The following is a 23,180-nucleotide window of genomic DNA, read 5'->3' as shown; positions in this document are numbered from 1 at the left end:
GTCGCACCGGCACCCGCGCATCACCGGGCTGGTTTGCCCGGCTGATCGTGGGTCGAGCAGTGAATCCCGCCACCGCCCGCCGCGATCTCGTCGATCGGCACCGGGACGATGTCACGGCCGGGCAGGTGATCGCGCAGGATGCCCCGCGCGCGATCATCGGCCTGCCGGTCACCGAACTCGGGCATGAACACCGCGCCGTTGGCGATGTAGAAGTTCGCATAGCTGGACACGAATTCGTCGCCCTCGCCGGTGATTCGGCCGGGATCGGGCTGCGGCAGGTCGATGACCTGCAGCTTGCGGCCCCTGGCGTCGGTGGCCTGCGCGAGCACCTGCCTGGCCTGATCGCTGGAGCGCGACCAGGAATCGGCGGGTGCGCCGGGAAAGGCCTTGTCCAGCAGGACGACTCCCGGCGCCACATAGCGGACCAGGCAGTCGATGTGCGCGTCGGTGATGTCCTCGCCGCGCACGCCGTCGAACCACAGCACCTTCTCGATGCCGAGGGTCAGCTTCAGCTCGGCTTCGAGTTGGTCCCGGCTCTTGCCCGGGTTGCGGTTGTCGTTGACCAGCGAGCTCTCGGTGACGAGCAGGGTGCCCTCGCCGTCGGTCTCCAGCGCGCCGCCTTCCGCGGTGAACGGCGCTTGATGGCGGGGGATCTTGTAGTGCGCCAGCAGGTTCCGGCCGAGCGGGCCGTCGTTGGGGTGCGGCTGCTTGTTGCCCCAGCCGTTGAAGTTCAGGTCGACGCCGACCACCCTGCCCGGCTGCTCGACGAACACCGGGACGGTGTCGCGCGCCCAGAGATCGTCCACTGCGAGCGGGACAACCTCGACGGCATTGCCGCAGGCCCGCTGGGCGGCGTCGGCCTGATCCGGCCTGGCCAGCATGACCACGTACTCGTACTCGGCGATATCGCGCGCCAGCCCGGCGATGTCCTTGCGGACGTCCTCCAGGTATTGCTTCCAGATCGACTGCTGCGCGGGCCACGACATGTAGGTGCGTACGTGGCTCTCCCATTCCGCGCCGAGCCGCCCGCCGACGACGGAGGGTTCTGGATCTCCGCTGCCGGGCAGTCCGGGGAGGACGGGGGTTGGCGGATCCGATGGTCCGCATGCCGAGACGCCCGCGGCGAGCAGGCCGGCCCCGGCGAAAACACTGAAGACGGAACGACGAGACATGTGGTTCTCCATGACTAGCTCCGATAGTCGGTGATCAGGTTGGTCGGTGTGCTGGCGATCGACTCGCCGGTCAAATCCTGACTAAAATTTCAGTCAGGAACTCACGGTACCATTGGTCGCATGTCTCGTCGCGACTCGATTTTGGAATCCGCCGCTCGCGTGGTCGCGCAGCGCGGTATCCGTGGCCTGCGCGTGGAGGAGCTCGCCGAAGCGGCAGGCGTCTCAACCTCGCTTATCTACTACCACTTCAAGGACCGCGCAGGCCTGCTCGCGCAGACGATGGAGTTCATCAGCGCCAGGGCCGAGCGCTACACCGAATCCGAGATCGATGCGGCCGCCGACCCGGTCGGCCATCTCGAACAACTGCTGCTGCTCGAGCTCCAGGACGTGCCGCTGGTCATGGAGAACAGCACCGCATGGGGTGAATCCCGCGCCACCGCCGTCTTCCAGCCCGAGCTGCGCGACCAGCTGTGCCATGCCACCGCCCGCTGGTCCGACCATCTGCGCGGACTGATCCGCAGCGCCCAGGAGCGCGGCACGGTCCCGGACACCGTCGTGCCCGCCGACGCCGCCGAGCGCCTCACCGCGCTGGTCGAAGGGCTGAGCATGCGCTGGCTCAGCGGCAGCCTGGAGCTGGCCCGCGCCCGCGAATTACTGCGTGGCGCAATCCCTGTCGAACTCGGTACTCGGTCATGAGCCGTGCTGTCGGTCGATGGATCCAGCCACGCGCAGCGTAGTTTTGGAGCGGCACGCTTGCCGTACGGGAGGAGCCCCATGACCGCTCGGCACCTGATCGACGTCCACGTTCTGCTCATCCGCGACGGGCGCCTGCTGCTCAGCAAGCGCCGCAGCGACGACGTCTTCGACGGCCGCTGGCATCTGCCCGCAGGCAAGCTGGAGGCGGGTGAGTCCGCGACGGCGGCCGCGGCCCGCGAGGCGGACGAGGAGATCGGCGTCTACATCGACCAGGCCGACCTGCGCCACATCCACACCGCGCACGTCGTCGGCTCGGGTCGCGAGGCGCGCCTCGGCCTGTTCTTCGAGGTGCGCCGCTGGACCGGCGAGCCGACCAACCGTGAACCGGACAAGTGCCACGAGCTGCGCTGGTTCCCGCTCGACGCGCTGCCCGACGAGATCATCTCCTATCCCGCCGCAGGCATCCGTGCGCATTTCTCCGGCGCCACCTACAGCGAACGCGGTTGGCACACGGCACATTAGGGCAACGCGCCCCGGAAAAACGTGGCAAGCGCGACGGTGAGCCGGCGACGGCTGTCCTCGGTGCCAGGCGCGAGGTGTGCGCGGGCGCCGGCGAAGCGGTCGAAGACCGCGCCTTCGAGTAGGGCGATGAAGTCGGCGGCGGTGCCGTCGGGATCGGCAACACCCAAGGCGTGGAACAGGTCTCGCGCACGGGTGGCGGAGAACAGGCTGTTGGCGAGCCTGGCGTGCATGTCGGCGTCGGAGAGCAGGTCGAGGATCAGCGCGTGCCGGGCGATCAGCTGGTTGCGCCGCTCGGCGAGCAGCCGATCGAGCCAGGCGGCGATGCCGCGCGCGATCGCCTCGGGCTCCGGCGGCCCGGTCGGCGCGAGCTGGGCGGCGGCGAAGTCGGTGCGGGACCGGGCAGTGATGCGGTCGACGATGGCCTCGACGAGCGCGCGCTTGCTGCGGAAGTAGTACGAGGCCGATCCGGCGGGCAGTGCCAGTGCGGTATCGAGAGCGCGGTGGGTCATGGCTCGAAGACCCTGGGTGGCGATCAGATCGATCGCGGCCTCGACGATCAGCGTGCGTCGGTCGGTTGTGGACATCATCACCTTTCCGTGCCGAGCCTTGTCCTCTACAAATGTAGAGGACAAGGAGGCGTCATGGAAATCGGTGATGGAGTGTCAGGCTCGACGGTCGTCCTGGACGCAGACCAGGCGGCGGCGATGCACCGGCTGCGGGAGCTCGTCGATCGGCGCGGCAGGCCGGTTCGGCGGCATCGGGGGATCTACCTGCACGGCAGGCCGGGGCGCGGCAAAACCATGGTGATGAATCGGTTCTTCGCCGAGGTGTCCTCGGAACGCAAGCGCCGCTTCCACTTCCACGAGTTCTATGCCCAGCTGAACCAGGCTGCTCACACGACGGGATCCATCGACAAGGCGGTCGACGCCATGCTCGGCGATGCTCGGCTGATCTGCTTCGACGAATTCCACGTGCACGACATCGGCGACGCGATGCTGGTCGCGCGGCTGCTCGACACCCTGTTCGCCCGGCACATCGTCCTGGTGGTGACCTCGAACTACCCGCCTGCGCAGCTGCTGCCCAATCCGCTGTTCCACGACCGCTTTCTGCCGACGATCGAGCGCATCACCGCGCACCTCGATGTGGTGTCGATCGACGGCCCGCTGGACTACCGCACCCGCATCGACCATCGATCAGTCGCGCACTCAACAGGTTTCGCCGCCGGTCGATACGAGACCTGCGCGGCCGGCGGTGGCGATACCGGCTCGATCGAGGTGCCGGTCGGCGCCAGGGTGCTGCGCGCCCGTTCCGTCGACGGTGCCGCGATCACGTTCGAATTCGCCACGCTGTGTGGCACACCGACTTCGGCGGCCGACTATGTCGAACTGGCGCACCGTTTTCGGCGGTGGACAATTTGCGATGTGCCGCCGCTGCGCGAGGTGCCGCCTGACTGGGCGATGCGTTTGGTCAATGTGGTCGATGTGCTTTATGACGCCGATCTGGAGCTGCGCATCTCGGCTCGGGTTCCACTCGCGGAATTGGTCGACTGCGTTCTCGGTGTGCCCGATATAGGGCGGCTCGCCAGCCGGCTTTGTGAACTGTCCCAATTCGCGCCTGCTCGCGTCGGATAATGGTCCATCAGGCGAGCGAACTGCGCCGGAACAGCACCAAACCTGGTTAAAGAGGATCAATTCCGAAGTATTCGATTCCATCCCGAGCGGACCGCTCGGCATGTAACTATGTGGCTGTTTTGGGCAGTACTCAGGTTTGGTGGTAATCGGTTGGTTGGGGCGCGAGCGCCGATATTTCGCGTGATCGTGCTGATCGCGCTACTCGCCGCTGCCGCCTTCACCCTGCACGGATACATCCCAGGCGTGACCGAATCTCGCGATGACCGCACCGCGCCCTCGGCGCTGTCGGTGGCGTTGATGCCGGTGCTGCTCACTGTTTCGATGGTCATTCTGATCGCCGGAGTGATAGCAAGTCAACATCGCCTGCCGCTGGCGATGCCGGAACCCGATCGAGACGCCGGGCGCAAGCAGGGCCGTCTCGGCCGGGTGGGCCTGCTGATCCTGGCCGGGCTCGCGGTGCTGGCGTTGCTCGCCGCGGCCGCATCGGCGGTGTACTTCGTCGGGGTCGGCCCGGAAAGCACGCCGCGGCCACCGGCGGCGAGCCCGGCCAGCGGTCAGCCGCCGCCGGACGAATTCACCTATGACGCAACGGACCCCGGTAGCGCGACCGCGAGGGAGATGACCGGCACCGCACTGCTGTTGACCGCCATCGCCGCGTTCACGCTGGTCGCCATCGCTTTCGCCGGCCTCGTCACGGTCGCGGTGGCCGCCAGGCGCAGGCCGGTGCCCGCACCGCCGCCGCTGGTCGCCGTCCCGCCGACCGTGGTGGACTCGCTGGCCAGGGCGGCCGAAATGGGCTTGGCCGCAATGAATGTGCCAGGGCAAGACCCGCGCACCGCGATCATCGCCTGTTATGTGGCGATGGAACGCGGCCTCGCCTTCGATCGTGCGGCCGCGCCGCTGATCTCGGACACCCCGATGGAGGTGCTCGCCCGCGCCTTCGAACGCGGTGCGCTGCACGACGCGTCGGCGCGGGAATTGGTCGCGCTGTTCGAGGAGGCCAGGTTCAGCCCGCACGCGATGCTCGAATGGCAGCGGATGCGGGCCGAACAATTGCTGCGGATCGTGCTCGCCGACTTGCAAGGGGAGGCAGCGTGAATCGAACAGCCATCGTGGTCACCGCCGCATTCGCGATCGTGCTGATCGAGCTGGTGACCTTCGAACGAGCGCGCGGCGTCATGCTTTTCGTCGCCGCGGTCCCGGTCGCACTCGCGCTGGGCTGTCTGCTCTGGTCGCTGCTCGAGCGCTCGGAGTCGCGGGTGCACGACGAGATCGACGAGATCGAGAACGGTCCCGCCGAGATGCTGCGCCGCTGGCACGCCAGGGCGCAGATGCTGGCCGATCGGGCCGAGGGCACCCGCGCCGATTGGGATCGGCACCTACGCCCGTTGCTGGCAAAGGAGTTCGAGCTGTCCAGCGGGCAGCGAGTCACCAAGAACCGCCGAGCGACCGAGCTCGCCGGGATCCACCTGTTCGGGCCGGAGCTGTGGCGTTGGGTGGATCCGGCCAACTCGGCATTGCGTGATCAGACCACTAGGGCGCCGGGCCGGGCGGCACTGGACGAGATCCTGAGCCGCCTGCAGAGAATGTGAAATGGGTTGAGGCAAGTGCGGGTACACAGATGACGATGCCGATGGACGCCACGGTCCAGCGCAGCGAGGCCGTGCTCAGGGAGCTGTCCCGGGTCGTGGTCGGCAAGCGCGACGAGATGCAATTGATCATGATCGCGGTGCTGGCAGGCGGTCACGTGCTGATCGAGGACCTGCCCGGCCTCGGCAAGACGCTGATCGCCAGGTCGTTCGCCGGTGCGCTCGGATTGCAGTTCACCAGGGTGCAATTCACGCCGGACCTACTACCCGCTGACCTGCTCGGGTCGACCATCTACGACATGACCTCGGGCCGGTTCACCTTCCGGCGCGGGCCGGTGTTCACGAATGTGCTGCTCGCCGACGAGATCAACCGCACGCCGCCGAAAACGCAAGCCGCGCTGCTCGAGTCGATGGCGGAGGGACAGGTCAGCATCGACGGCGAGACCTTCCCGCTGCCACAGCCTTTCATCGTGCTCGCGACCGACAACCCGATCGAGTACGAGGGCACCTACCCGCTGCCGGAAGCCCAGCTCGACCGGTTCGCGATCCAGCTCAGGCTCGGCTACCTGTCCGAACAGGATGAGGCACAGATGATTCGGCGCAGGCTGGAGCGCGGATCGACGCAGCCGCAGATCAACCAGGTGGTCGACGCGAACGGCCTGCTCGAGATGCGGCAGTCGGTCGAGTACGTCACCGTGCATCCGGACGTGGTGAGCTATGTGGTCGCGCTCGCCTCGGCCACCAGGGCGCACCCGCAGGTCGAGGTCGGCGCGAGCCCACGCGCGGAACTGGACCTGGTGCAGATGTCGCGAGCCCGCGCGCTGCTGCTCGGTCGCGACTTCGTGGTGCCCGAAGACGTGAAGGCGCTGGCGATTCCGGCCATGGCGCATCGGATCACGCTGCGGCCGGAGATGTGGGTGCGCCGGATCCGCGGCGAGGACGTGATCACCGAGCTGTTGCGCCGTCTCCCGGTTCCGCGCGCATCGGTGACATGAGTGGTGCGCGAGTCATGTGGCGGCGCGCCATGCCCATGACGGAGCCGAGCGCCGACGAGGCGGAGTCATGAGACATCGCGACTCGAGCACCGCGGTCGAGGCCGAATTGCGGTGGCGTCCGGCACCGTTGGTCTTCATGCTCGCGGCGTGTGCCGCGGTGGCGCTGCTGCTCGCGGTGGTGCTCGGCCGCTGGCAGCTGGTGGTGTTCGCCGCGCCGCTGCTCGGTGTGCTCGCCACCGCCCCGTGGCAGCTGTCCACCACCAGGATTCAGGTCGACGGCGGTGGCACGCTGCGGTGCTTCGAGACCGAGGAGGTGGTGCTCACCGTCGCCGCCTTCGTCGAGCAGGGGCATGCGCTGCTGCGACTGAAGCCGGAAAAGGTGGATGCGCTGGGGATCACGGTCGAACAGGCCAGCGATTCCGGCGCCGCGCCTGCCGGTCTGCGGCTGGCACTCACGGCCGACCGGTGGGGCCGCTATCCGGTGTCGGTGCGGGTCTCCGCGCTCAGTCCGGCGGGTCTCGCGGTGGCCCATGCGGTGCTGCCTGCCGGCCAGCTGTACGTCTACCCGATCACCGATCCGCAGCGAATGCGGTTGCCGCGCACTGAGCTTCCCGAGCGGCTCGGCACCCATCTCACCCGCAGGCACGGGCCTGGCGTCGAGTACGCCGATATCCGCGCCTACGCACCGGGAGACCAGCTGCGCATCGTGAACTGGCCGGTGAGTGCGCGGCGCGGCAGGCTCTATGTCACCGAGCGATTGACCAATCGATCCGCGGATGTCGTTGTGCTGGTGGATACCTCGCAGCAGGCGCCGGGCCCCGCCACCGACTCGCTCGAGCTTTCCGTGCGCGGCGCGGCGCAGGTGGTGCAGTCGACATTGCAGGCCGGTGACCGCACCGCCGTCGTCTGCCTCGGCCAGGCGCCGCGCTGGCTGCGGCCGGATATCGGGCGCCGCCAGTTCTATCGGATCGTCGACACCGTGCTCGATGTCGGCGGCGAATACATCCCGACCACCGGCACCTTGGCGCCGCATTCGGCCGTGCCGCTCGGTGCGATCGTGGTCGCCTTCTCCACGCTGCTCGACACCCAGTTCGCGCTCGCGCTGATCGACCTGCGCAAGCGCGGGCACGTCGTGGTCGTTGTCGATGTCTTGCGCGGCACCCCGTTTCGTGACCACCTCGACCCGACGCTGGCTCGGATGTGGTCGCTGGAGCGGGCTTCGATGTATCGCGACATGGGCACCGTCGGTGTCGATATCGTGGCCTGGCCGGAGGACACCAGGCTCGATCAGACCATGCGGATGCTGCCTGAGCACCGCAGGACCGTGCGGGTGCGCCGATGACCCGATTCCTCGCCGTCCTCTCGGGTGTCCTGCTGGTGACCGCCGTTGCGCTGCTCGAACCGGTCGCCGCGGCTCCCGCGTTGCTCCTGGTCGCGCTCGGCTGGTGGTTCCGGGTGGTCGCGGTGCTCGCCGTCCTGCTCGCGATCGGGGTGCTTGCCGTCGCGCACCCCGGTGTACTCGCTTCCGCGGCAACAGGGTTGGTGGCCACCGCCTATCTGCTGAATGCCGCAACGGTCACCGCGCCGAAGGGTGTGGTGCCGACGACGGTCCCCTCCGTCGCCGCCGCGGTCGGGTTCTCGGCCGTCGCGATCGGCGCGGCGTTGCTGCCGCTGCGCCTGGCCTGGGCACCGGTCGTTGCTCCGCTGTTGGTGATCGCGTTGTACGCCTTGGTGGTCCATGGCGCGGCGGTCCGGCGCGTCAACGACGCGCCACGCAAGCCCGGTGGTGGTGCGCCCGAGATGGAGCCGCATGCCCCCTGATCTGCCGCATCGATCGAATACGGCAGATCGATCGCCGAAGCTTCAGGCGAAGCGCAGGACTACATCCCCGAGTACTGGCGCATCGTCACGCTCGACCACCGTTGCGGCGATGATCAATTCGTTGTCCTGCCGCCAGATCCGGGTGCGAATCGTCTCGCCCGGGTACAGCACGCCGGCGAAGCGGGCGCGGAATCCGGTGACCCTGGCCGCCACCGAATCGAGTACTGTGTCGGTGGCCGTCTTGCAGACGATGCCGTAGGTGCACAGCCCGTGCAGGATCGGCGCGGGAAACCCGGCAGCACGAGCGAATTCGGGATCCGAGTGCAGCGGGTTGCGGTCGCCGCACATACGGTAGAGCAGCGCCTGCTGCGGCAGCGTCGGCGCGCTCACCTCGAAATCCGGTGCGCGATCCGGCAGTTCCGACTTGGTGCTCGGCCCACGCTCGCCGCCGAAGCCGCCCTCGCCGCGCGCGAAGATCGAGGAACGCGTTGTCCACAGCGGTGCGCCGTGGGAGCCGATGACGGTCTGCTCCTGCACCACCACCGCCGCGGATCCCTTGTCCCACAGCTCGGTGATGCGTCCGGTGCTCGTCGCTTTGCCGCCCGCCGGAATCGGGCGATGCACCTCGACCTCTTGATGGCCGTGCACGACCTTCGCCAGGTCGATCTCGATGCCGGGGAAGCTGACTCGCGGCGGCTCGGTCTCGTGCAGGGTCGGGGCCACGGTCGCGAACGTCGGCAACACCTGCGGGTCACGATCGTCGAGATAGCGCAGCTCGGCCTGGTCCGTCGAGCGGGCGCCCGCACCTAGTCCGAGCTGGTACAGCTGCACATCCGACGGCGTCCAGCTGAACTCCCGGCCTGGCAGTTCCGCGCCGAGCGCGACTTTCGGATCGATGGGCATCGGTTCTCCTTCGAATGTGGCGTCTGCCCGTCGGATCCGGCGGGCAGCACCGGATCGATCGTGCGACGGAAGTGGTCCGTGGGCAAGCGGTTACGCCCCCGCAGCCGCCTTGCGCTCGGCGATATCGAGCACCGCCAGGTAGCCGAAGGTGATGGCGGGGCCGATGGTGGCGCCGGGCCCGGCGTAGGTGTGTCCCATGACCGGGGTCGAGCAGTTGCCGGAGGCGTACAGGCCCTCGATCGCGGTGCCGTCCTCGCGCAGCACCCGGCCCGCGGTGTCGGCGACCAGTCCGCCCTTGGTGCCCAGATCGCCGGGCACCATCTTCGCGGCGTAGAACGGGCCTTGCACCAGCGCGGCGAGGCACGGGTTCGGCTTGACTGTCGGGTCGCCGTAGTACCGGTCGTAATGGCTGTTGCCGCGGCCGAAGTCGGCGTCCTCGCCGCTCTCGGCGAAGGTGTTGAACCGGGCGACGGTCGCTGCGAGATTGTCCGCGGCAACGCCGATCTTTGCGGCCAGCTCCTCGATCGTGTCCGCCTTGACGATGTTGTCGTTCTCCAGCCAGCGGGACGGAAAGCGTTGCCCCGGTTGCAGTCCGGCGAAGATGTAGCGATTGCGGTAGCGCTGGTCGAACACCAGCCAGGCGGGGATGTTCGCGCCTGGCCCCTCACCCTGGCCGTACTTGCCGCCGTACATGGTGTGCACCGCCTCCACATAGGGCGCCGACTCGTTGCCGAAGCGCTTGCCCTCGGCGTTGACCATGATGGTGCCCGGCAGATTGCGTTCGGCCAGCGCGAACCACGGCCGCCCACCCTTGAAGATGGTCGGACCCCACCAGGCGTCCTCCATGAAGCCGACATTGCCGCCGGCCGCCATGCCCGCGACGATGCCGTCGCCGGTGTTGGCGGCCGCGCCGGTGGTCCATTCGGTGGTGATGGGCTGGCGCTGGTACTTGGTGCGCATCTCGGCGTTGTGCTCGAACCCGCCGCTGCCGAGCACGACGCCGTAGCGGGCGGTGAAGGTGACCTTTTCGCCTTCGTGCTCGGCTTCCACCCCGGTGACCACGCCGTTCTCCACGACGAGCCCGGTGAGCGGCGTGTTGAGCAGGACAGGCACGTTCGCGTCGAGCAGGCCTTTGCGCATCGCGGCGATGATGGCCTGCCCCATCCCGAGCAGGTGTTTGCCGGTGAACTTGGCCAAGTACGTGCGCGCGCCAACGCGCATGGCACGCATCATGCCCTTCGGGTGCCTGCGGATCAGGTTGAGCCGGACGAAATCCGCCTGCATGACCACGACGTTGAGCGGTGCCTTGGCGTACGGCGCCTCCAGGTTCGCCAGTTCGGCGCCGAGCACTTTCGCGTTGAACGGGGTCGGCTCGCACGAGCGGCCCGCGCCGAGCCCGCCGGGTGCCTCGGGGTAGTAGTCGGAGTAGCCGGGCACCCACTTCATCTTCAGCGGGGTGTGGTCGAGCACGAAGTCGAAGGCCTCGGGGCCACGGTCGATGTAGGTGTCGATCCGTTCCTTCGGCACCACGTCGCCGATGATGCTGTGCAGGTAGGTGCGGGCCACCTCGCGGTCATCCGGTCGGCCGGACGCACGCAGCGCCTTGTTGCCGGGGATCCAGACGCCGCCGCCGGAGCGTGCGGTCGACCCGCCGTAGCGCGCGGCCTTCTCGATGAGCACCACGCTGAGCCCGTGGTGGGCGGCGGTGAGGGCCGCGGTCATGCCAGCGGCACCGCTGCCGACGACCACGACATCGTAGCTCCGTGGTCCATTAACCGGATCAGTCATGTAGAACACGTTATAGAATGATGCCGTCATTGGTCTATGTTGTGTGGCAGAAGACTTGCTCGGCCTCGTTGTCTGCCGAGAAACTCGTTTCAGTTTCAGACCGGAGTGAAGTACATGGGGTTCGATTGGGACCTGGTTGCCGACGTGGTCGTCGTCGGCTTCGGCGCGGCGGGCGCTGCCGCGGCGCTGCAAGCGGCGGCCGACGGGGCGCAGGTGCTCGCGCTGGAGCGGTTCGCAGGCGGCGGGGCTTCGGCGTTGTCCGGGGGCATCATCTATGCGGGCGGTGGGACGTCGGTGCAGCAGGAGGCCGGCGTGGTCGATACGCCGGAGGCGATGCTTGCGTATTTGACGCGTGAGGTCGGGGACGCGGTGACGCCGGAGACGCTACGCCGGTTCGTCGCCGAAAGCCCGGCGATGATCGAGTGGCTGCGCGGGCACGGCGTGCCGTTCGAGGCGTCGCTGTGCCCCTACAAGACGTCCTACCCGAACGACAGCTACTACCTGTACTACTCGGGCAGCGAGATCTCGGGTGCGTTCCGCGATATCCCTGCGGCGCAGCGCGGGCATCGGGTCAAGGGCAAGGGCACCTCGGGCAAACAGCTGACCGGACCGCTCACCGCCGCCGCGTCCCGGCTCGGGGTTCGAGTCGAAACCTTGACGACGGCAACGCAACTGGTGGTCGACGACGCGGGGACGGTGATCGGCCTCGAATGCCGCACGCTGCGGGACGCACCGGGCCGGATCCGCGATCGCTACACGCGGATGGCGCAGCTCGCCGCCAAGCCTGGCATCTATTACCCGCCGCTGCGTGCCGCGCTGGAGAAGCGCCTGGCGAGGTTGGATCGCCAGTACGGCAGGACAATTCGAGTGCTCGCCCGCAGGGGAGTGGTGTTGAGCGCAGGCGGGTTCATCGCCAACCGAGCCATGCTGCGCGAGTACGCGCCGGACTATCGTGGCGGTCTCGCGCTCGGCACCACCGGCGACGACGGCAGCGGCATCCTGCTCGCCGAGCAGGTCGGCGCGGCCACCGATCGCATGGGCAATGTCTCGGCCTGGCGGTTCCTGTTGCCGCCCAGCGCTTTTACCGGTGCGGTACTGGTCGATGCGGCAGGTCGCCGGGTCATCGACGAGACACGGTACGGCGCGGCGGTCGGGCACAAGCTCATCACCGAACACGACGGCAAGGGCTGGCTGCTCGCCGACGACGAGCTGATGCGCACCGCGATCGCGCAGATCGGCAAGCAGGGCGCCTGGTTCCAGCGCGGGCAGTTCGAGGCGATGCGGCGCACCGCGATTCGCGGCGCAACGCTCGAGGCGGTCGCCGGGAAAGCAGGCATCGACGTGGTCGGCCTGCTTGCAACGGTGGACGCGCACAACGCCGCGATCGCGGACGGCACGCCTGATCCGGTCGGCAAGCCTGCGGAGTTCACCAAACCGCTGCGCACCGGGCCGTTCTGGCTGTTGGATGTCGGCATCAAACCGAGCTTGACCAATCCGTGCCCCATGCTCACCCTCGGCGGCGTCGTCGTGGACGAGCGCACCGGCGCGGTCAAATCGACTGCCGGAACAGATATTCCGGGACTCTTCGCGGCGGGCCGGACCGCCGTCGGCATCTGCTCGGAGTCCTACGTCAGCGGGCTCTCGCTGGCCGACTGCGTCTTCTCCGGCCGCCGGGCAGGCCGTAGCGCGGCAGGCGAGGAAGTCCCGGCACTCGATCAAGCAACAGCGGAAGGGAATTAGCGTGCTGTCCGACGCGGTACGAACCGAACTGGCCGACGAACTCGAGCGCGCCGAGCGCGACCGGGTGCCGATCGATCCGCTGGTCGCCCGGTATCCGGATATCGACGTCGTCGATGCCTACGAGATCCAGCTGCGCAACATCCGGCGCAGGCTCCACACCGGCGCCAGGGTGGTCGGCCACAAGGTCGGCCTGTCCTCCAAGGCGATGCAGCAGATGATGGGTGTGGATGAACCCGATTACGGTCACCTGCTCGCGGAAATGGAAGTCTACGAAGACGTTCCGGTCGAGGCAGGGCGCTACCTGCTCCCCAGGGTCGAGGTCGAGGTCGGCTTCGTGCTGGGCGCCGACCTGCCCGGCGCGGACTGCACCGAAGACGACGTGCTCGCCGCCACCGTGGCCTTCGCGCCCGCGATCGAGCTGATCGATTCGCGGATCAAGGACTGGAAGATCGGCCTGGCCGACACCATCTCCGACAACGCGTCCTCCGCCGGATACGTGCTCGGCCCGCAGCGGGTCGCGCCGAAAGACATCGACATCAAGAAGATCGACGCGGTGCTCACCCGCAACGGCGAAGTGGTTGCCGAGGGTCGCAGCGACGCCGTGCTCGGTGACCCGGTGATCGCGGTGGCCTGGCTCGCCCGCAAGGTCGCGAGCTTCGGCGTGCGGCTGAAGGAGGGCGACATCGTGCTGCCCGGCTCGTGCACGCGTGCCATCGACGCAAGGCCTGGCGACGCATTCCTCGCCGAGTTCGCTGGACTCGGCTCTGTCCGTTTGCAATTCACGTAGGAGGCTAGTGGTGTCCGAGAACGGGACCGTCACCGCCGCGATCGTCGGGTCCGGCAACATCAGTACCGATCTGCTGTACAAGCTGCTGCGCTCCACCACGGTGGAGCCGCGGTGGATGATCGGGATCGACCCCGACAGTGAGGGTTTGAAGCGGGCCCGCGGGCTCGGGCTGGAGACCTCCGCCGAAGGGGTCGATTGGCTGCTCGGCCGATCGGAGCTGCCCGAGCTGATTTTCGAGGCAACGTCTGCGTACGTGCACCGTGCGGCCGCACCGAAGTACGCCGAAGCGGGTATCCGCGCGGTCGATCTCACCCCAGCGGCCGTTGGTCCTGCGGTGGTGCCGCCGGTGAACCTCGGCGCGAATCTCGAAGCGCCGAACGTCAACATGATCACCTGCGGTGGCCAGGCCACCATTCCGATCGTCGCCGCGGTCTCGCGGGTCGTTCCGGTCGCCTACGCGGAGATCGTCGCGTCGGTGTCGTCGGTCTCCGCAGGTCCGGGCACCAGGGCCAACATCGACGAATTCACCAAGACCACCAGCCGCGGTGTGGAAACCATCGGTGGTGCGCAACGCGGCAAGGCGATCATCATCCTGAACCCGGCGGAACCGCCGATGATCATGCGCGACACCATCTTCTGCGCCATCCCCGAAGACGCGGACACCGACGCCATCACCGATTCCATCCAGCGGATGGTCGCCGACATCCAGCAGTATGTGCCCGGCTACCGGTTGCTCAACGAGCCGCAGTTCGACCCGCCCTCGGTGGTATCCGGTGGGATGGCGAAGGTTTCGGTGTTCGTCGAAGTCGAAGGCGCAGGCGACTTCCTGCCGCCGTATGCGGGCAACCTCGACATCATGACCGCCGCTGCCACCAAGGTCGGCGAGATCATCGCAGGCCAGATCCTGACGGCACGGGTGTAAGGAGCGAAACCATGTCTTACTCAGCAGATCTCGACATCCGCGTCACCGATACCTCGCTGCGCGACGGATCGCATCACAAGCGCCACCAGTTCACCGCCACCGAGGTGCGCGATATCGTCGCCGCCCTCGACGGCGCGGGTGTTCCGGTCATCGAGGTGACCCACGGCGACGGGCTCGGTGGGTCGTCGTTCAACTACGGCTTCTCCAAAACCCCTGAGCAGGAACTGATCACGATCGCCGCCGAGACGGCGAAGCAGGCCAAGATCGCGGTATTGATGCTGCCGGGCGTCGGTGTCAAGGAAGACATCAAGATCTCCCAGGACAACGGCGCCTCGATCTGCCGCATCGCCACGCACTGCACCGAGGCGGACGTGTCGATCCAGCACTTCGGGCTGGCGCGGGAACTCGGCCTGGAAACCGTCGGCTTCCTGATGATGTCGCACTCGCAGCCGCCGGAGGTGCTGGCCAAGCAGGCCAGGATCATGGCCGACGCGGGCTGCCAGTGTGTCTACGTCGTAGATTCGGCAGGAGCTCTCGTCCTCGACCAGGTCACCGACCGGGTCGCCGCGCTCGTCGCCGAACTCGGCACCGACGCTCAGGTCGGCTTCCACGGCCACGAGAACCTCGACCTCGCTGTTGCCAACTCCGTCTACGCGATCCGCGCCGGGGCCACCCAAATCGACGGCAGCGCGCGCCGTTTCGGTGCGGGCGCGGGCAACACCCCCGTCGAAGCCCTCGTCGGCGTCTGCGACAAGCTCGGCATCAGCACCGGTATCGACTTCTTCGCGATCGCCGACGCCGCCGAAGACGTCGTCCGGCCCGCCATGCCGCAGGAATGCCTGCTCGACCGCTCCTCGCTGATGATGGGCTACGCGGGCGTCTACTCCAGCTTCCTCAAGCACGCCGAACGCCAAGCCGAGCGCTACGGCGTCTCGGCCGCCGAAATGCTTGTCCGCGCAGGCAAACGCAAACTGGTCGGCGGCCAGGAAGACCAGCTGATCGACATCGCACTCGAACTGCAACGCGAAGCTGCCGTCCCGGCCGGCTGACCCCTCGAACGGCTGATGTCACGGTCCACCCACCGCGACATCAGCCATCGTTGTATTCGGACCACCCACCCCCACGGACTGGTCGCATTCCTATGCTGGCCACCGCCCGTCGGCCTTCGCAGCGGCCACGGCAGCAAGACCCGCCGCATGCATACGCCCCGCGGCGACAAGCGCTTCCACTTTGCCGACATTGATCCGCGACCACGGACTCTGCGCCCGCCGCGGTGAATACCGCTGCAGATAGTGCCCCGCATCGAGCCCCCGCCGAACGCTGTCGATCCACCCGTAGCAGAGGGCGCCATCGAGCGTCTCGGTGATGCTCACCGATTTCTCGCCGGACCCTTTCTTGGCAATTTTCACCCAAACTTCCTTGGCCCGATCATGATTGGCCGCCAGCCAAGCCTCCCACTCACCTGCGTCAGCGCACGTAATGACCTCAATGCTGTCGACCTGCCCCATGTCATCTCCTCGAGCGTCGGAATGCATGACCCTCATCCTCCGCTCCTAAGTGCTCACCGAATGAGCACTTATAAACGGACTTGGCTCGATAGGTACGAGTAGCTAATACACCTGACAGCGGCGATTGCTCATGGGCGGGCCTCCCACGTGTCGTCGTCTCCGATCCGATCTTCGGTACCGAAGAACTCATCGGCTTCCTGCCGCACGTCGGCGTAGTTGACCGGTGGCAGCCTGCGGTGTCGTGCGACGAGCTCCTCAGGAGTGTCAGCCCGATCCGCGTGCGCGATCAATCGGTCCCGACCCAGTTCTACGACGGAACTATCACTCAGCAAGCAGACGATTTCATCTAGGTGGTCGGTGACGAGCTGGATGAGTGCGCGGTTGCTGATGTTGCCAGTTGCGACGATCAGTAGTGATTGTGGGCAGTGGTCGAGCAAGTGCCCGATCCAGAAGTCGCGGTCCTTGGTGATGACCACTCGGCCTTGATGGTCCGCAAGCTTGGCGATGTCGGCATCGGTTGTCCGGTCACCGCGCATGAGCTCAGACGTATGGACAACGTCGTGCCCTGCAGTCACTAGGAAGGTCGCCAGCTGCCGTGGCAGCTGGGCGTCAACAAGGAATTTCACGCCGCGTTGAACGGTATCGTCGTCCGCTGGGCAGTGACGATCGCAGCGTACTCGAGCACTGCCAAGAGATCGTCAACTTCCAACTCGGGATAGTCGGCAAGGACCTCGTCCATGCTCATACCGGCGGCCAAGAGTTCGAGCAGCATCTCCACCGGGTAGCGCAGGCCGCGCACAACCGGCTTGCCATGGCAGATGGCCGGGTCTGTGGTTATGCGCTCCATTCGGGACATGCGATCCACTTTACCTGGGGTATTGCCCGGACCGAGCGCGCATTTCGAGCTACTCCGGTTGCCGGAGGCGCTGGGCGATGTCGGTGATGGCTTCGGTGATGGGGATGGGGTGGGTGAAGGGGAGTTTGTGGGTGGCGTCGAGGGTGCGGACGGTGACGTCGGGGTGGGTTTGGTGGAGGTGGTGGGCGCCTGCGCGCCAGGTTTCGTTGACGTGGGCGGTGTGGGTGGCGTGGCCCTCTGCGGTGTTGGTGGCGACGAGGAGGGTGGTGGGGCAGGTGAGGGTGGCGTAGGTGTCGAGCAGGTGCTGGCGGCGTTCGTCGACGTCGAGGGTGAGGTCGGCGATCGCCTTCGGGGGGAGGTGGTAGCCGTAGGGGGTGGCGCGGATCAACCACATGGCGAACTTGGTGCCGAAGCTGTTGAGGCCGTTGCGCATTGCGGCTTCGTCCTGAACGAGGGGCCCCTGGATCGGGACCGCGCCGTCGACCAGGACGAGCGCGCCGACCCGCTTCGGGTGCTTGGCGGCGTAGGCGACGGCGAGATCGGCGCCGAGGGACCAGCCGACGATGATCGGGCGCTCGACGAGGACGTCGTCCATGACCGTCTCGGCATCCGACAGGAAATCACCGAAGGTGTAGCTGCCCGCGGACGTCGCTTTGCCGTGCCCGCGGAAGTCGAAGGTGATCGTCTCGAACTGGTCGGTCAGGCCGGCGACGACGTTTTTCCACGACGCCTGGGTCGCGCCGATGCCGTTGAAGAACACGACGGGCTGACCGGCTCCGGACCGGGTGATCGGCAAGGCGACCGACCCGTTGCGCACTGACTTCTTCTCGTTGGCCACCCATCGATCATCCTGGTGGCGCGCCGACGCCTACAACCAGGTGTCGAGTGTGGTCGTGGTGAGGAAGTGTTCGAGGTCTGCGCGCCAGGGCGCCGGGGTGGTCTTGTCGGGTTCGATGGCGGTGTACTGGCCCCGGTAGAAGAGCAGCGGGCGGCCGGTGGCGGTGGATTCGGACAGTGCATGCACCCGGCCGATGACGATGTAGTGGTCGCCGCCGTCGACGACGCTGTCCACCGTGCATTCGATGGTGGCGAGGGCGTCGTCGAGCAGCGGGAGGGTCAACTCGGAGGTGTGCCACGGGGTGCCAGCGAACTTGTCGGTTTCGCGGGACCCGAAGCGGGCGCACACTTCGCGCTGCTCCTCGGCGAGCACGTTCACGCAGAAGCGGCCGGACTGTTCGATGGCCGCCCAGGAACGCGACGTCTTGGTGGGGCAGAACAGGATCAGGGGCGGGTCGAGGGAGAGGGCGGCGAACGATTGGCACGCGAAACCCAGTGGCGCGCCTGCCACGTCGAAGGTGGTGATGACGGTGATGCCGGTGCAGAACTGGCCGAGCACATTCCGGAACTGCCTGGCATCGATCTCCGGGTCGGTCATCGGCTCGCTCGCCCTCTCATTCACTGCTGGCGCTGCCCGACGGTGAAGTCGTGGCCCCACAGGCTCACTGCGGTGGATTCCCTGGCAATCCAGTCATGGTCGTCGACTTCCAGTCCCTCACAGCCGAACTCGACGTCGAAGCCGCCCGGCGTCTTCATGTAGAAGGAGAGCATCTTGTCGTTGACGTGCCTGCCGAGGGTCGCGGACATGCGCACCTTCTTGCGCAGCGCGCGATCCAGGCACAGCCCGACGTCGTCGGCTGCTTCCACCTCGAGCATCAAGTGCACGATGCCGCTCGGTGTCGGCATGGGCAGGAACGCCAGCGAGTGGTGCCGCGGATTGCAGCCGAAGAAGCGCAGCCAGGCAGGCTCACCGTCGGCCGGGCGCCCGACCATCTGCGGTGGCAGCCGCATCGAGTCGCGCAGCCGGAAACCGAGCACGTCGCGGTAGAACTCCAGCGCGGCCTTGTCGTCTTTGGTGCTGAGCACGACGTGCCCGAGTCCCTGTTCCTCGGTGACGAACCGGTGCCCGTACGGGCTCACCACTCGCCGATGTTCCAGTGCCGCACCGTGAAACGCCTCGAGGGTGTTGCCGGACGGATCGTCGAACCGGATCAGCTCGTGCACCCGCCGGTCGGCCAGTTCCGCTGCGGTGCCCTCTTTGTAGGGCACGCCTGCACCGTCGAGCCGATTCCGGATATCTTGCAATTCTTCGGCATTGGCGGTCTCCCACCCCGAGATCTGCAGTGCGTCCTTGTCGCCGGGCGAGATGACCAGCCTGGCCGGGAATTCGTCCATCCGCAGATACAGCGCGTCCGGATTTCCCCCTTTGCCTTCGACCATGCCGAGCACTTTCAGCCCGTACTCGCGCCACGCGGCCATGTCGGTCGCTTCGATGCGCAAATAGGCGAGTGATCGAATCCCCATCACATCTCCTGTATCTCGCGGGACGGCCGCGCCGTGTCGGCCGTTATGCGATTGTCATTCACCGCGTTTCCTTGGCGCCAGCCAGGAAATCTATGGCCAGCCGGTTGAATTCGTGGAACTTCTCCAACTGTGCCCAGTGTCCGCAGCCGCCGAACACATGCAACTGTGCCCGCGGAATCACCTTGGTGGCGACCAGTGCGCCGTCGAGCGGATTGACCCGGTCCTCGCGCCCCCAGATCAGCAGCACCGGCTGCCGTAGTTTGAAGGCGTCGCGCCAGAGCATGCCCTTCTCGAAATCCGCACCGGCGAAGGACTTTCCCATCGCTCGGGTGGCGGCGAGCGATTCCGGCGTGCTTGCCGCGGCGAACCGCTCGTCGATCAGCTCGTCGGTGATCAGCGACTGGTCGAAGACCATGATCCGCAGGAACGCCTCCAGGTTTTCCCTGGTCGGCTCGTAGCTGAACTTGCCGAGCAGCTTCACGCCCTCGGTGGGGTCCGGCGCGAACAGGTTGGTGCTCAGCCCGCCCGGGCCCATCAGCACCAGCTTGCCCGCCCGATCCGGGTAGTCGAGCGCGAACCGCACGGCCGCGCCGCCGCCGAGCGAGTTGCCGAGCAGGTGCACCCGGGTGGTGATCTCCAAGTGGTCGAGCAGATCCTGCAGCGCCGAGGCGCTGTGCACGAAGTACTGCGGGTGCTCGGTCGGCTTGTCCGAGCGGCCGTATCCCGGCTGGTCGACGGCGAGCACGTGGAAGTGCTCGGCCAGCACCGGAATGTTGCGGGCGAAGTTGGACCAGGACGACGCGCCTGGCCCGCCGCCGTGCAGCAGCACGATCGTCGGCCCGTTGCCGACGCCTGCCTCGTGGTAGTGCAATCGCAGGTCCGGTCGGACCTGTGCGTAGCGGGAGGTCGATTCGGCAGTGAGTGTCACGGTTGACGTCACGACAGCCCCTACACCATCCCGTCGGTGACCGGCAGCCCGAACTCGTGCGTGCCGTACATGACGTAGGCGCGCTCGGGATCGTTGGCGGCGTGCACCCGGCCCGCGTGCGCGTCACGCCAGAAGCGTTGCAGCGGAGTGTCGTTCGACAACGCCGTGGCGCCGGAGCTCTCGAAGAGCTTGTCGATGGCCGCGATCGAACGCCCGGTGGCCCGCACCTGGTCGCGCCGCGCGGCGACGCGCAGATCGAAGGGAACTTCCTTGCCCGCCACCAGCAGTGCGTATTCGTCGGCGACGTTGCCGGACAACTGCCGCCATGCCGCATCGATATCGCTGGACGCTTCCGCGATGCGCACCTTGGCGAACGGGTCGTCCTTCGCCTTTTCGCCCGCGTACGCGGCACGGACCCGCTTGCCCTGATGCTCGACGTGCGCCGCGTACGCGCCGTAGGCCATGCCGACGATCGGCGCGGAGATGGTGGTGGGATGGATGGTGCCCCACGGCATCTTGTACACCGGGTCGGTGTTCTGCACCAGGCCGGGCGATTTCATCTCGCTCATCGTACGGAAGCTGAGGAAGCGGTGTTTGGGGACGAAAATGTCTTTCACCACAACGGTATTGGATCCGGTGCCGCGCAAGCCGACCACGTTCCAGACGTCGTCGATGCGGTAGTCGTTGCGCGGGATCAGGAAGCTGCCGAAGTCGACCGGCTTGCCGTCCTTGATCACCGGTCCGCCGAGCACCGCCCAGGTGGCGTGGTCGCAGCCCGAGGACCAGGCCCATGCGCCGTTGACGAGGTACCCGCCGTCGACGACCTGTCCGGCGCCCATCGGCGCGTACGACGAGGAGATCCGCACCTCGGTGTCGTCGCCCCAGACGTCCTGCTGCGCCTGCTGATCGAACAGTGCCAGGTGCCAATTGTGTACGCCGACAATGCCTGCCACCCAGCCGGTGGACCCGCATGCGCTCGCGATCTTGCGCACCGTGTCGTAGAAGGTCACCGGGTCGGCCGCGTGACCGCCCCACTGCTTGGGCTGCAGCAACCGGAAGAAGCCGGTCTCCTGCAACGCCTTCATGGATTCGTCGGGGATGCGCCGCAGGTCCTCGGCCTCCTGCGCGCGCTCGCGCAGTGTCGGCAACAGCGCGTCGACCCGTTCGGTCACTTCTTGCGTCATCTCGGGACCTGCTCCTGCCTGGTCGATTGATAACCGGTACTCATTTGCCTCTGAGACTAGAACAGGTTCTTATTTATGTCGAGAACCGGGTCTGCTCCCTGGTCATTGATGGACATGTGCAGGAAGTGGCGGGAATCGCTGGCGTGGAACGCGACATTTTTGTAACGTGTTCTAGTACAGAAGGAGGAGGATTCGCGATGGCGGTTACCCCACAGGGGGGCGGCAAGGTCCGAGAGCTCGACGTCGGGACCACACCCACCCGGTACGCACGGGGTTGGCATTGCCTCGGTCTGGCCAAGACGTTCCGCGACGGCAAGCCGCACGCGGTGCAGGTGTTCGGCACCAAGCTCGTCGTTTGGGTCGACAGCGACAACGAGCTGCGCGTGCTCGACGCCTACTGCAGGCACATGGGCGGCGACCTCAGCATGGGCGAGATCAAGGACGGCGACATCGCCTGCCCGTTCCACGACTGGCGCTGGTCCGGCACCACCGGCAAGTGCTCCGCGATTCCCTATGGCCGTCGCGTTCCGCCGCTGGCACGGACCCGCAAGTGGACCACCCTCGAGCGCAACGGTCAGCTGTTCGTCTGGCACGACGTCGAGGGCAGCCAGCCCCCGCCCGAGATCACCATCCCGCACATCGCGGGCCCGTACGCGGACACCGAAGGCAACGCCTCCGAGCAGCTCGACAGCGGCTGGACCGAGTGGACGTGGAACTCGATGCTGATCGAGGGCGCCAACTGCCGCGAGATCATCGACAACGTGGTCGACATGGCGCACTTCTTCTACATCCACTTCGCGTTCCCCACCTACTTCAAGAACGTCTTCGAGGGCCACATCGCCACCCAGTTCCTGGAGACCAAGGGCAGGCCGGACATCGGCATGGCGTCCAAGTACGGTGGCGACACCCTGCTGCATTCGGAGGCGTCGTATTACGGTCCCTCCTACATGATCAACCCGCTTGTCAACTTCTACAGCGGGTTCGAGGTCAAGAGCGTCCTGATCAACTGCCACTACCCGGTGACCCAGGATTCGTTCGTCCTGCAGTGGGGCGTCACGCTGGAGAAGCCGCAGGGCGTCGACGGCGAGATGGCGGACCGGCTTGCCGCGAAGATGACCGAGGGCATCAGCGTCGGATTCCTACAGGATGTGGAGATCTGGAAGCACAAGTCCAAGGTCGAGAATCCGCTGCTGTGCGAGGAAGACGGCCCGGTCTATCAGCTGCGCCGCTGGTACGACCAGTTCTACGTCGACCTGGCCGACGTCACCGACAAGATGACCCAGCGCTTCGAATTCGAGGTGGACACCACCAAGGCGAACGAGGCATGGGAGGCCGAGGTCGCCGAAAACCTGCGCCGCAAGCGGGAATCCGAGACCGACGCGGCGGAGGCAGGCGTCTGATGGCCACCTGGGCGAAAGCACCCGACTTCGCCGATCAGCCCGCACGGCAGGCCGAAGTGCGCGCCCAGACGGTCGTCGACAAGCAGCGCTATCTCGAGCAGGGCCTGACACCACTGCGGTGTCAGGCCTGCCATAGCCAGGTCATGGTGCGCAAGAGCAGTTCTCATCAGACGTCGGTGGAGTGGGTCGACAACCCGGCGGCGCACTGTCCGGTGTTCGCCGAGTTGAGCAAGAAGGGCAATGCTCCCGGCCGCCCCGACACCTGTGGACAGCTGGAGAAGACCATCAAGTGGGCCGTCGACGAGGGCGTGCTCGAGGTCCCGGACTAGCCCGCGCGTATCAACTCACCCAGAGCCGAGCTGCGCACCGCGAATGCG

Annotated in this window: 26 protein-coding genes; 14 read left to right on the top strand and 12 right to left on the bottom strand. The window is 66.9% G+C overall.

The window, feature by feature from the left end:
* Positions 1 to 20 precede the first annotated feature (20 nt).
* Positions 21 to 1,172 (bottom strand): agmatine deiminase family protein, encoded by a 1,152-nt coding sequence (locus NA11_RS30225; RefSeq protein WP_069165459.1) that lies wholly within the window; start codon positions 1,170 to 1,172, stop codon positions 21 to 23.
* A 120-nt stretch (positions 1,173 to 1,292) separates the two neighbouring features.
* On the opposite strand from NA11_RS30225, the gene NA11_RS30220 reads away from it, so the two are divergent.
* Both NA11_RS30220 and NA11_RS30215 read left to right on the top strand, forming a co-directional pair.
* On the top strand, positions 1,293 to 1,868 hold the full coding sequence (locus NA11_RS30220; RefSeq protein WP_069165434.1) for a TetR/AcrR family transcriptional regulator: 576 nt from the start codon (positions 1,293 to 1,295) through the stop codon (positions 1,866 to 1,868).
* Positions 1,869 to 1,946: 78 nt separating this feature from the next.
* Positions 1,947 to 2,390 carry an NUDIX hydrolase gene (locus NA11_RS30215; RefSeq protein ID WP_069165433.1) on the top strand — a complete coding sequence of 148 codons (444 nt, stop codon included), beginning with the start codon at positions 1,947 to 1,949 and terminating at the stop codon, positions 2,388 to 2,390.
* Here the strand turns inward: NA11_RS30215 and NA11_RS30210 are convergent.
* A complete protein-coding gene (locus NA11_RS30210) occupies positions 2,387 to 2,977 on the bottom strand; it encodes a TetR/AcrR family transcriptional regulator (RefSeq protein ID WP_069165432.1) in 591 nt (196 codons plus the stop codon). The two genes, NA11_RS30215 and NA11_RS30210, sit on opposite strands and share 4 nt — an antisense overlap.
* Before the next feature lie 54 nt (positions 2,978 to 3,031).
* On the opposite strand from NA11_RS30210, the gene zapE reads away from it, so the two are divergent.
* From zapE to NA11_RS30180, 6 genes are all read left to right on the top strand, one after another.
* Positions 3,032 to 4,021, top strand: a complete 990-nt coding sequence (zapE, locus tag NA11_RS30205; RefSeq protein WP_069165431.1) for a cell division protein ZapE — start codon at positions 3,032 to 3,034, stop codon at positions 4,019 to 4,021.
* Between the two features lie 180 nt (positions 4,022 to 4,201).
* Positions 4,202 to 5,119, top strand: coding sequence for a DUF4129 domain-containing protein (locus NA11_RS30200; protein WP_069165430.1), 918 nt, complete (start codon positions 4,202 to 4,204; stop codon positions 5,117 to 5,119).
* The gene (locus tag NA11_RS30195; protein WP_069165429.1) at positions 5,116 to 5,613 is read left to right on the top strand and encodes a hypothetical protein; all 498 of its coding nucleotides are present in this window, start codon (positions 5,116 to 5,118) and stop codon (positions 5,611 to 5,613) included. Before NA11_RS30200 ends, NA11_RS30195 begins: the two co-directional genes overlap by 4 nt.
* A 29-nt stretch (positions 5,614 to 5,642) precedes the next feature.
* Positions 5,643 to 6,605 carry an AAA family ATPase gene (locus tag NA11_RS30190; protein ID WP_069165428.1) on the top strand — a complete coding sequence of 321 codons (963 nt, stop codon included), beginning with the start codon at positions 5,643 to 5,645 and terminating at the stop codon, positions 6,603 to 6,605.
* 67 nt (positions 6,606 to 6,672) lie between these two features.
* Positions 6,673 to 7,947: a DUF58 domain-containing protein gene (locus tag NA11_RS30185; RefSeq protein WP_069165427.1), complete on the top strand. Its 1,275-nt coding sequence runs from the start codon at positions 6,673 to 6,675 to the stop codon at positions 7,945 to 7,947.
* Positions 7,944 to 8,426, top strand: a complete 483-nt coding sequence (locus NA11_RS30180; protein ID WP_069165426.1) for a hypothetical protein — start codon at positions 7,944 to 7,946, stop codon at positions 8,424 to 8,426. The genes NA11_RS30185 and NA11_RS30180 overlap by 4 nt, the downstream gene beginning before the upstream one ends.
* 42 nt (positions 8,427 to 8,468) lie before the next feature.
* Here the strand turns inward: NA11_RS30180 and chsH3 are convergent, their stop codons facing one another.
* On the bottom strand, positions 8,469 to 9,329 hold the full coding sequence (chsH3, locus tag NA11_RS30175; protein ID WP_069165425.1) for an enoyl-CoA hydratase ChsH3: 861 nt from the start codon (positions 9,327 to 9,329) through the stop codon (positions 8,469 to 8,471).
* A 90-nt stretch (positions 9,330 to 9,419) separates the two neighbouring features.
* The gene (gene kstD / locus NA11_RS30170) at positions 9,420 to 11,126 is read right to left on the bottom strand and encodes a 3-oxosteroid 1-dehydrogenase (protein ID WP_069165458.1); all 1,707 of its coding nucleotides are present in this window, start codon (positions 11,124 to 11,126) and stop codon (positions 9,420 to 9,422) included.
* Between the two features lie 105 nt (positions 11,127 to 11,231).
* Here kstD and NA11_RS30165 point away from each other — a divergent pair, with 105 nt between their 5' ends.
* From NA11_RS30165 to dmpG, 4 genes are read left to right on the top strand one after another with little or no spacing between them, the layout of a single operon-like run.
* Positions 11,232 to 12,857 carry an FAD-binding protein gene (locus NA11_RS30165; RefSeq protein ID WP_069165424.1) on the top strand — a complete coding sequence of 542 codons (1,626 nt, stop codon included), beginning with the start codon at positions 11,232 to 11,234 and terminating at the stop codon, positions 12,855 to 12,857.
* A gap of 1 nt (position 12,858) precedes the next feature.
* Positions 12,859 to 13,644, top strand: a complete 786-nt coding sequence (locus NA11_RS30160; RefSeq protein WP_069165423.1) for a 2-keto-4-pentenoate hydratase — start codon at positions 12,859 to 12,861, stop codon at positions 13,642 to 13,644.
* Positions 13,645 to 13,654: 10 nt separating this feature from the next.
* Positions 13,655 to 14,566, top strand: a complete 912-nt coding sequence (locus NA11_RS30155) for an acetaldehyde dehydrogenase (acetylating) (RefSeq protein ID WP_069165457.1) — start codon at positions 13,655 to 13,657, stop codon at positions 14,564 to 14,566.
* An 11-nt stretch (positions 14,567 to 14,577) separates the two neighbouring features.
* Positions 14,578 to 15,615 (top strand): 4-hydroxy-2-oxovalerate aldolase, encoded by a 1,038-nt coding sequence (gene dmpG, locus NA11_RS30150; protein WP_069165422.1) that lies wholly within the window; start codon positions 14,578 to 14,580, stop codon positions 15,613 to 15,615.
* Positions 15,616 to 15,705: 90 nt separating this feature from the next.
* Here dmpG and NA11_RS30145 read toward each other — a convergent pair whose 3' ends face one another.
* From NA11_RS30145 to hsaA, 8 genes are all read right to left on the bottom strand, one after another.
* Positions 15,706 to 16,074, bottom strand: coding sequence for a YdeI/OmpD-associated family protein (locus tag NA11_RS30145; protein WP_069165456.1), 369 nt, complete (start codon positions 16,072 to 16,074; stop codon positions 15,706 to 15,708).
* Positions 16,075 to 16,202: 128 nt separating this feature from the next.
* Positions 16,203 to 16,700, bottom strand: a complete 498-nt coding sequence (locus tag NA11_RS44195; protein ID WP_141717921.1) for a DUF5615 family PIN-like protein — start codon at positions 16,698 to 16,700, stop codon at positions 16,203 to 16,205.
* A complete protein-coding gene (locus NA11_RS30135) occupies positions 16,697 to 16,930 on the bottom strand; it encodes a DUF433 domain-containing protein (protein ID WP_069165455.1) in 234 nt (77 codons plus the stop codon). The genes NA11_RS44195 and NA11_RS30135 overlap by 4 nt, the downstream gene beginning before the upstream one ends.
* A 49-nt stretch (positions 16,931 to 16,979) precedes the next feature.
* Entirely contained in the window at positions 16,980 to 17,768 is a 789-nt protein-coding gene (locus tag NA11_RS30130; RefSeq protein ID WP_069165420.1) for an alpha/beta fold hydrolase, read from the bottom strand.
* Positions 17,769 to 17,798: 30 nt separating this feature from the next.
* On the bottom strand, positions 17,799 to 18,365 hold the full coding sequence (gene hsaB / locus NA11_RS30125) for a 3-hydroxy-9,10-secoandrosta-1,3,5(10)-triene-9,17-dione monooxygenase reductase subunit (RefSeq protein ID WP_069165419.1): 567 nt from the start codon (positions 18,363 to 18,365) through the stop codon (positions 17,799 to 17,801).
* A 20-nt stretch (positions 18,366 to 18,385) separates the two neighbouring features.
* A complete protein-coding gene (gene hsaC / locus NA11_RS30120; protein WP_069165454.1) occupies positions 18,386 to 19,291 on the bottom strand; it encodes an iron-dependent extradiol dioxygenase HsaC in 906 nt (301 codons plus the stop codon).
* Positions 19,292 to 19,349: 58 nt separating this feature from the next.
* Positions 19,350 to 20,231, bottom strand: coding sequence for a 4,5:9,10-diseco-3-hydroxy-5,9,17-trioxoandrosta-1(10),2-diene-4-oate hydrolase (hsaD, locus tag NA11_RS30115; RefSeq protein WP_069165418.1), 882 nt, complete (start codon positions 20,229 to 20,231; stop codon positions 19,350 to 19,352).
* An 8-nt stretch (positions 20,232 to 20,239) separates the two neighbouring features.
* A complete protein-coding gene (gene hsaA / locus NA11_RS30110; RefSeq protein ID WP_069165417.1) occupies positions 20,240 to 21,403 on the bottom strand; it encodes a 3-hydroxy-9,10-secoandrosta-1,3,5(10)-triene-9,17-dione monooxygenase oxygenase subunit in 1,164 nt (387 codons plus the stop codon).
* A 197-nt stretch (positions 21,404 to 21,600) separates the two neighbouring features.
* On the opposite strand from hsaA, the gene NA11_RS30105 reads away from it, so the two are divergent.
* Together NA11_RS30105 and NA11_RS30100 are read left to right on the top strand one after the other, a co-directional pair.
* Positions 21,601 to 22,803 carry a 3-ketosteroid-9-alpha-monooxygenase, oxygenase component gene (locus tag NA11_RS30105; RefSeq protein WP_069165416.1) on the top strand — a complete coding sequence of 401 codons (1,203 nt, stop codon included), beginning with the start codon at positions 21,601 to 21,603 and terminating at the stop codon, positions 22,801 to 22,803.
* A complete protein-coding gene (locus NA11_RS30100) occupies positions 22,803 to 23,132 on the top strand; it encodes a hypothetical protein (RefSeq protein WP_069165415.1) in 330 nt (109 codons plus the stop codon). The genes NA11_RS30105 and NA11_RS30100 overlap by 1 nt, the downstream gene beginning before the upstream one ends.
* Positions 23,133 to 23,180: the final 48 nt, after the last annotated feature.

The organism is Nocardia altamirensis NBRC 108246, from assembly GCF_001612685.1.
Classification (GTDB): Bacteria; Actinomycetota; Actinomycetes; order Mycobacteriales; family Mycobacteriaceae; genus Nocardia; species Nocardia altamirensis.
This window is presented reverse-complemented; position numbering and strand designations above follow the sequence as displayed.

Excerpts from the sequence above, each read along its gene's own strand:
- NA11_RS30135 (WP_069165455.1), bottom strand. The coding sequence starts at position 16,930 with ATGTCCCGAATGGAGCGCATAACCACAGACCCGGCCATCTGCCATGGC.
- NA11_RS30145 (WP_069165456.1), bottom strand. The coding sequence starts at position 16,074 with ATGGGGCAGGTCGACAGCATTGAGGTCATTACGTGCGCTGACGCAGGT.
- dmpG (WP_069165422.1), top strand. The coding sequence starts at position 14,578 with ATGTCTTACTCAGCAGATCTCGACATCCGCGTCACCGATACCTCGCTG.
- zapE (WP_069165431.1), top strand. The coding sequence starts at position 3,032 with ATGGAAATCGGTGATGGAGTGTCAGGCTCGACGGTCGTCCTGGACGCA.
- NA11_RS30215 (WP_069165433.1), top strand. The coding sequence starts at position 1,947 with ATGACCGCTCGGCACCTGATCGACGTCCACGTTCTGCTCATCCGCGAC.
- hsaB (WP_069165419.1), bottom strand. The coding sequence starts at position 18,365 with ATGACCGACCCGGAGATCGATGCCAGGCAGTTCCGGAATGTGCTCGGC.
- NA11_RS30225 (WP_069165459.1), bottom strand. The coding sequence starts at position 1,172 with ATGTCTCGTCGTTCCGTCTTCAGTGTTTTCGCCGGGGCCGGCCTGCTC.
- hsaC (WP_069165454.1), bottom strand. The coding sequence starts at position 19,291 with ATGGGGATTCGATCACTCGCCTATTTGCGCATCGAAGCGACCGACATG.
- NA11_RS30180 (WP_069165426.1), top strand. The coding sequence starts at position 7,944 with ATGACCCGATTCCTCGCCGTCCTCTCGGGTGTCCTGCTGGTGACCGCC.
- NA11_RS30190 (WP_069165428.1), top strand. The coding sequence starts at position 5,643 with ATGACGATGCCGATGGACGCCACGGTCCAGCGCAGCGAGGCCGTGCTC.
- NA11_RS30210 (WP_069165432.1), bottom strand. The coding sequence starts at position 2,977 with ATGATGTCCACAACCGACCGACGCACGCTGATCGTCGAGGCCGCGATC.
- hsaA (WP_069165417.1), bottom strand. The coding sequence starts at position 21,403 with ATGACGCAAGAAGTGACCGAACGGGTCGACGCGCTGTTGCCGACACTG.
- NA11_RS30185 (WP_069165427.1), top strand. The coding sequence starts at position 6,673 with ATGAGACATCGCGACTCGAGCACCGCGGTCGAGGCCGAATTGCGGTGG.
- NA11_RS30220 (WP_069165434.1), top strand. The coding sequence starts at position 1,293 with ATGTCTCGTCGCGACTCGATTTTGGAATCCGCCGCTCGCGTGGTCGCG.
- NA11_RS30165 (WP_069165424.1), top strand. The coding sequence starts at position 11,232 with ATGGGGTTCGATTGGGACCTGGTTGCCGACGTGGTCGTCGTCGGCTTC.
- chsH3 (WP_069165425.1), bottom strand. The coding sequence starts at position 9,329 with ATGCCCATCGATCCGAAAGTCGCGCTCGGCGCGGAACTGCCAGGCCGG.
- NA11_RS30100 (WP_069165415.1), top strand. The coding sequence starts at position 22,803 with ATGGCCACCTGGGCGAAAGCACCCGACTTCGCCGATCAGCCCGCACGG.
- NA11_RS30105 (WP_069165416.1), top strand. The coding sequence starts at position 21,601 with ATGGCGGTTACCCCACAGGGGGGCGGCAAGGTCCGAGAGCTCGACGTC.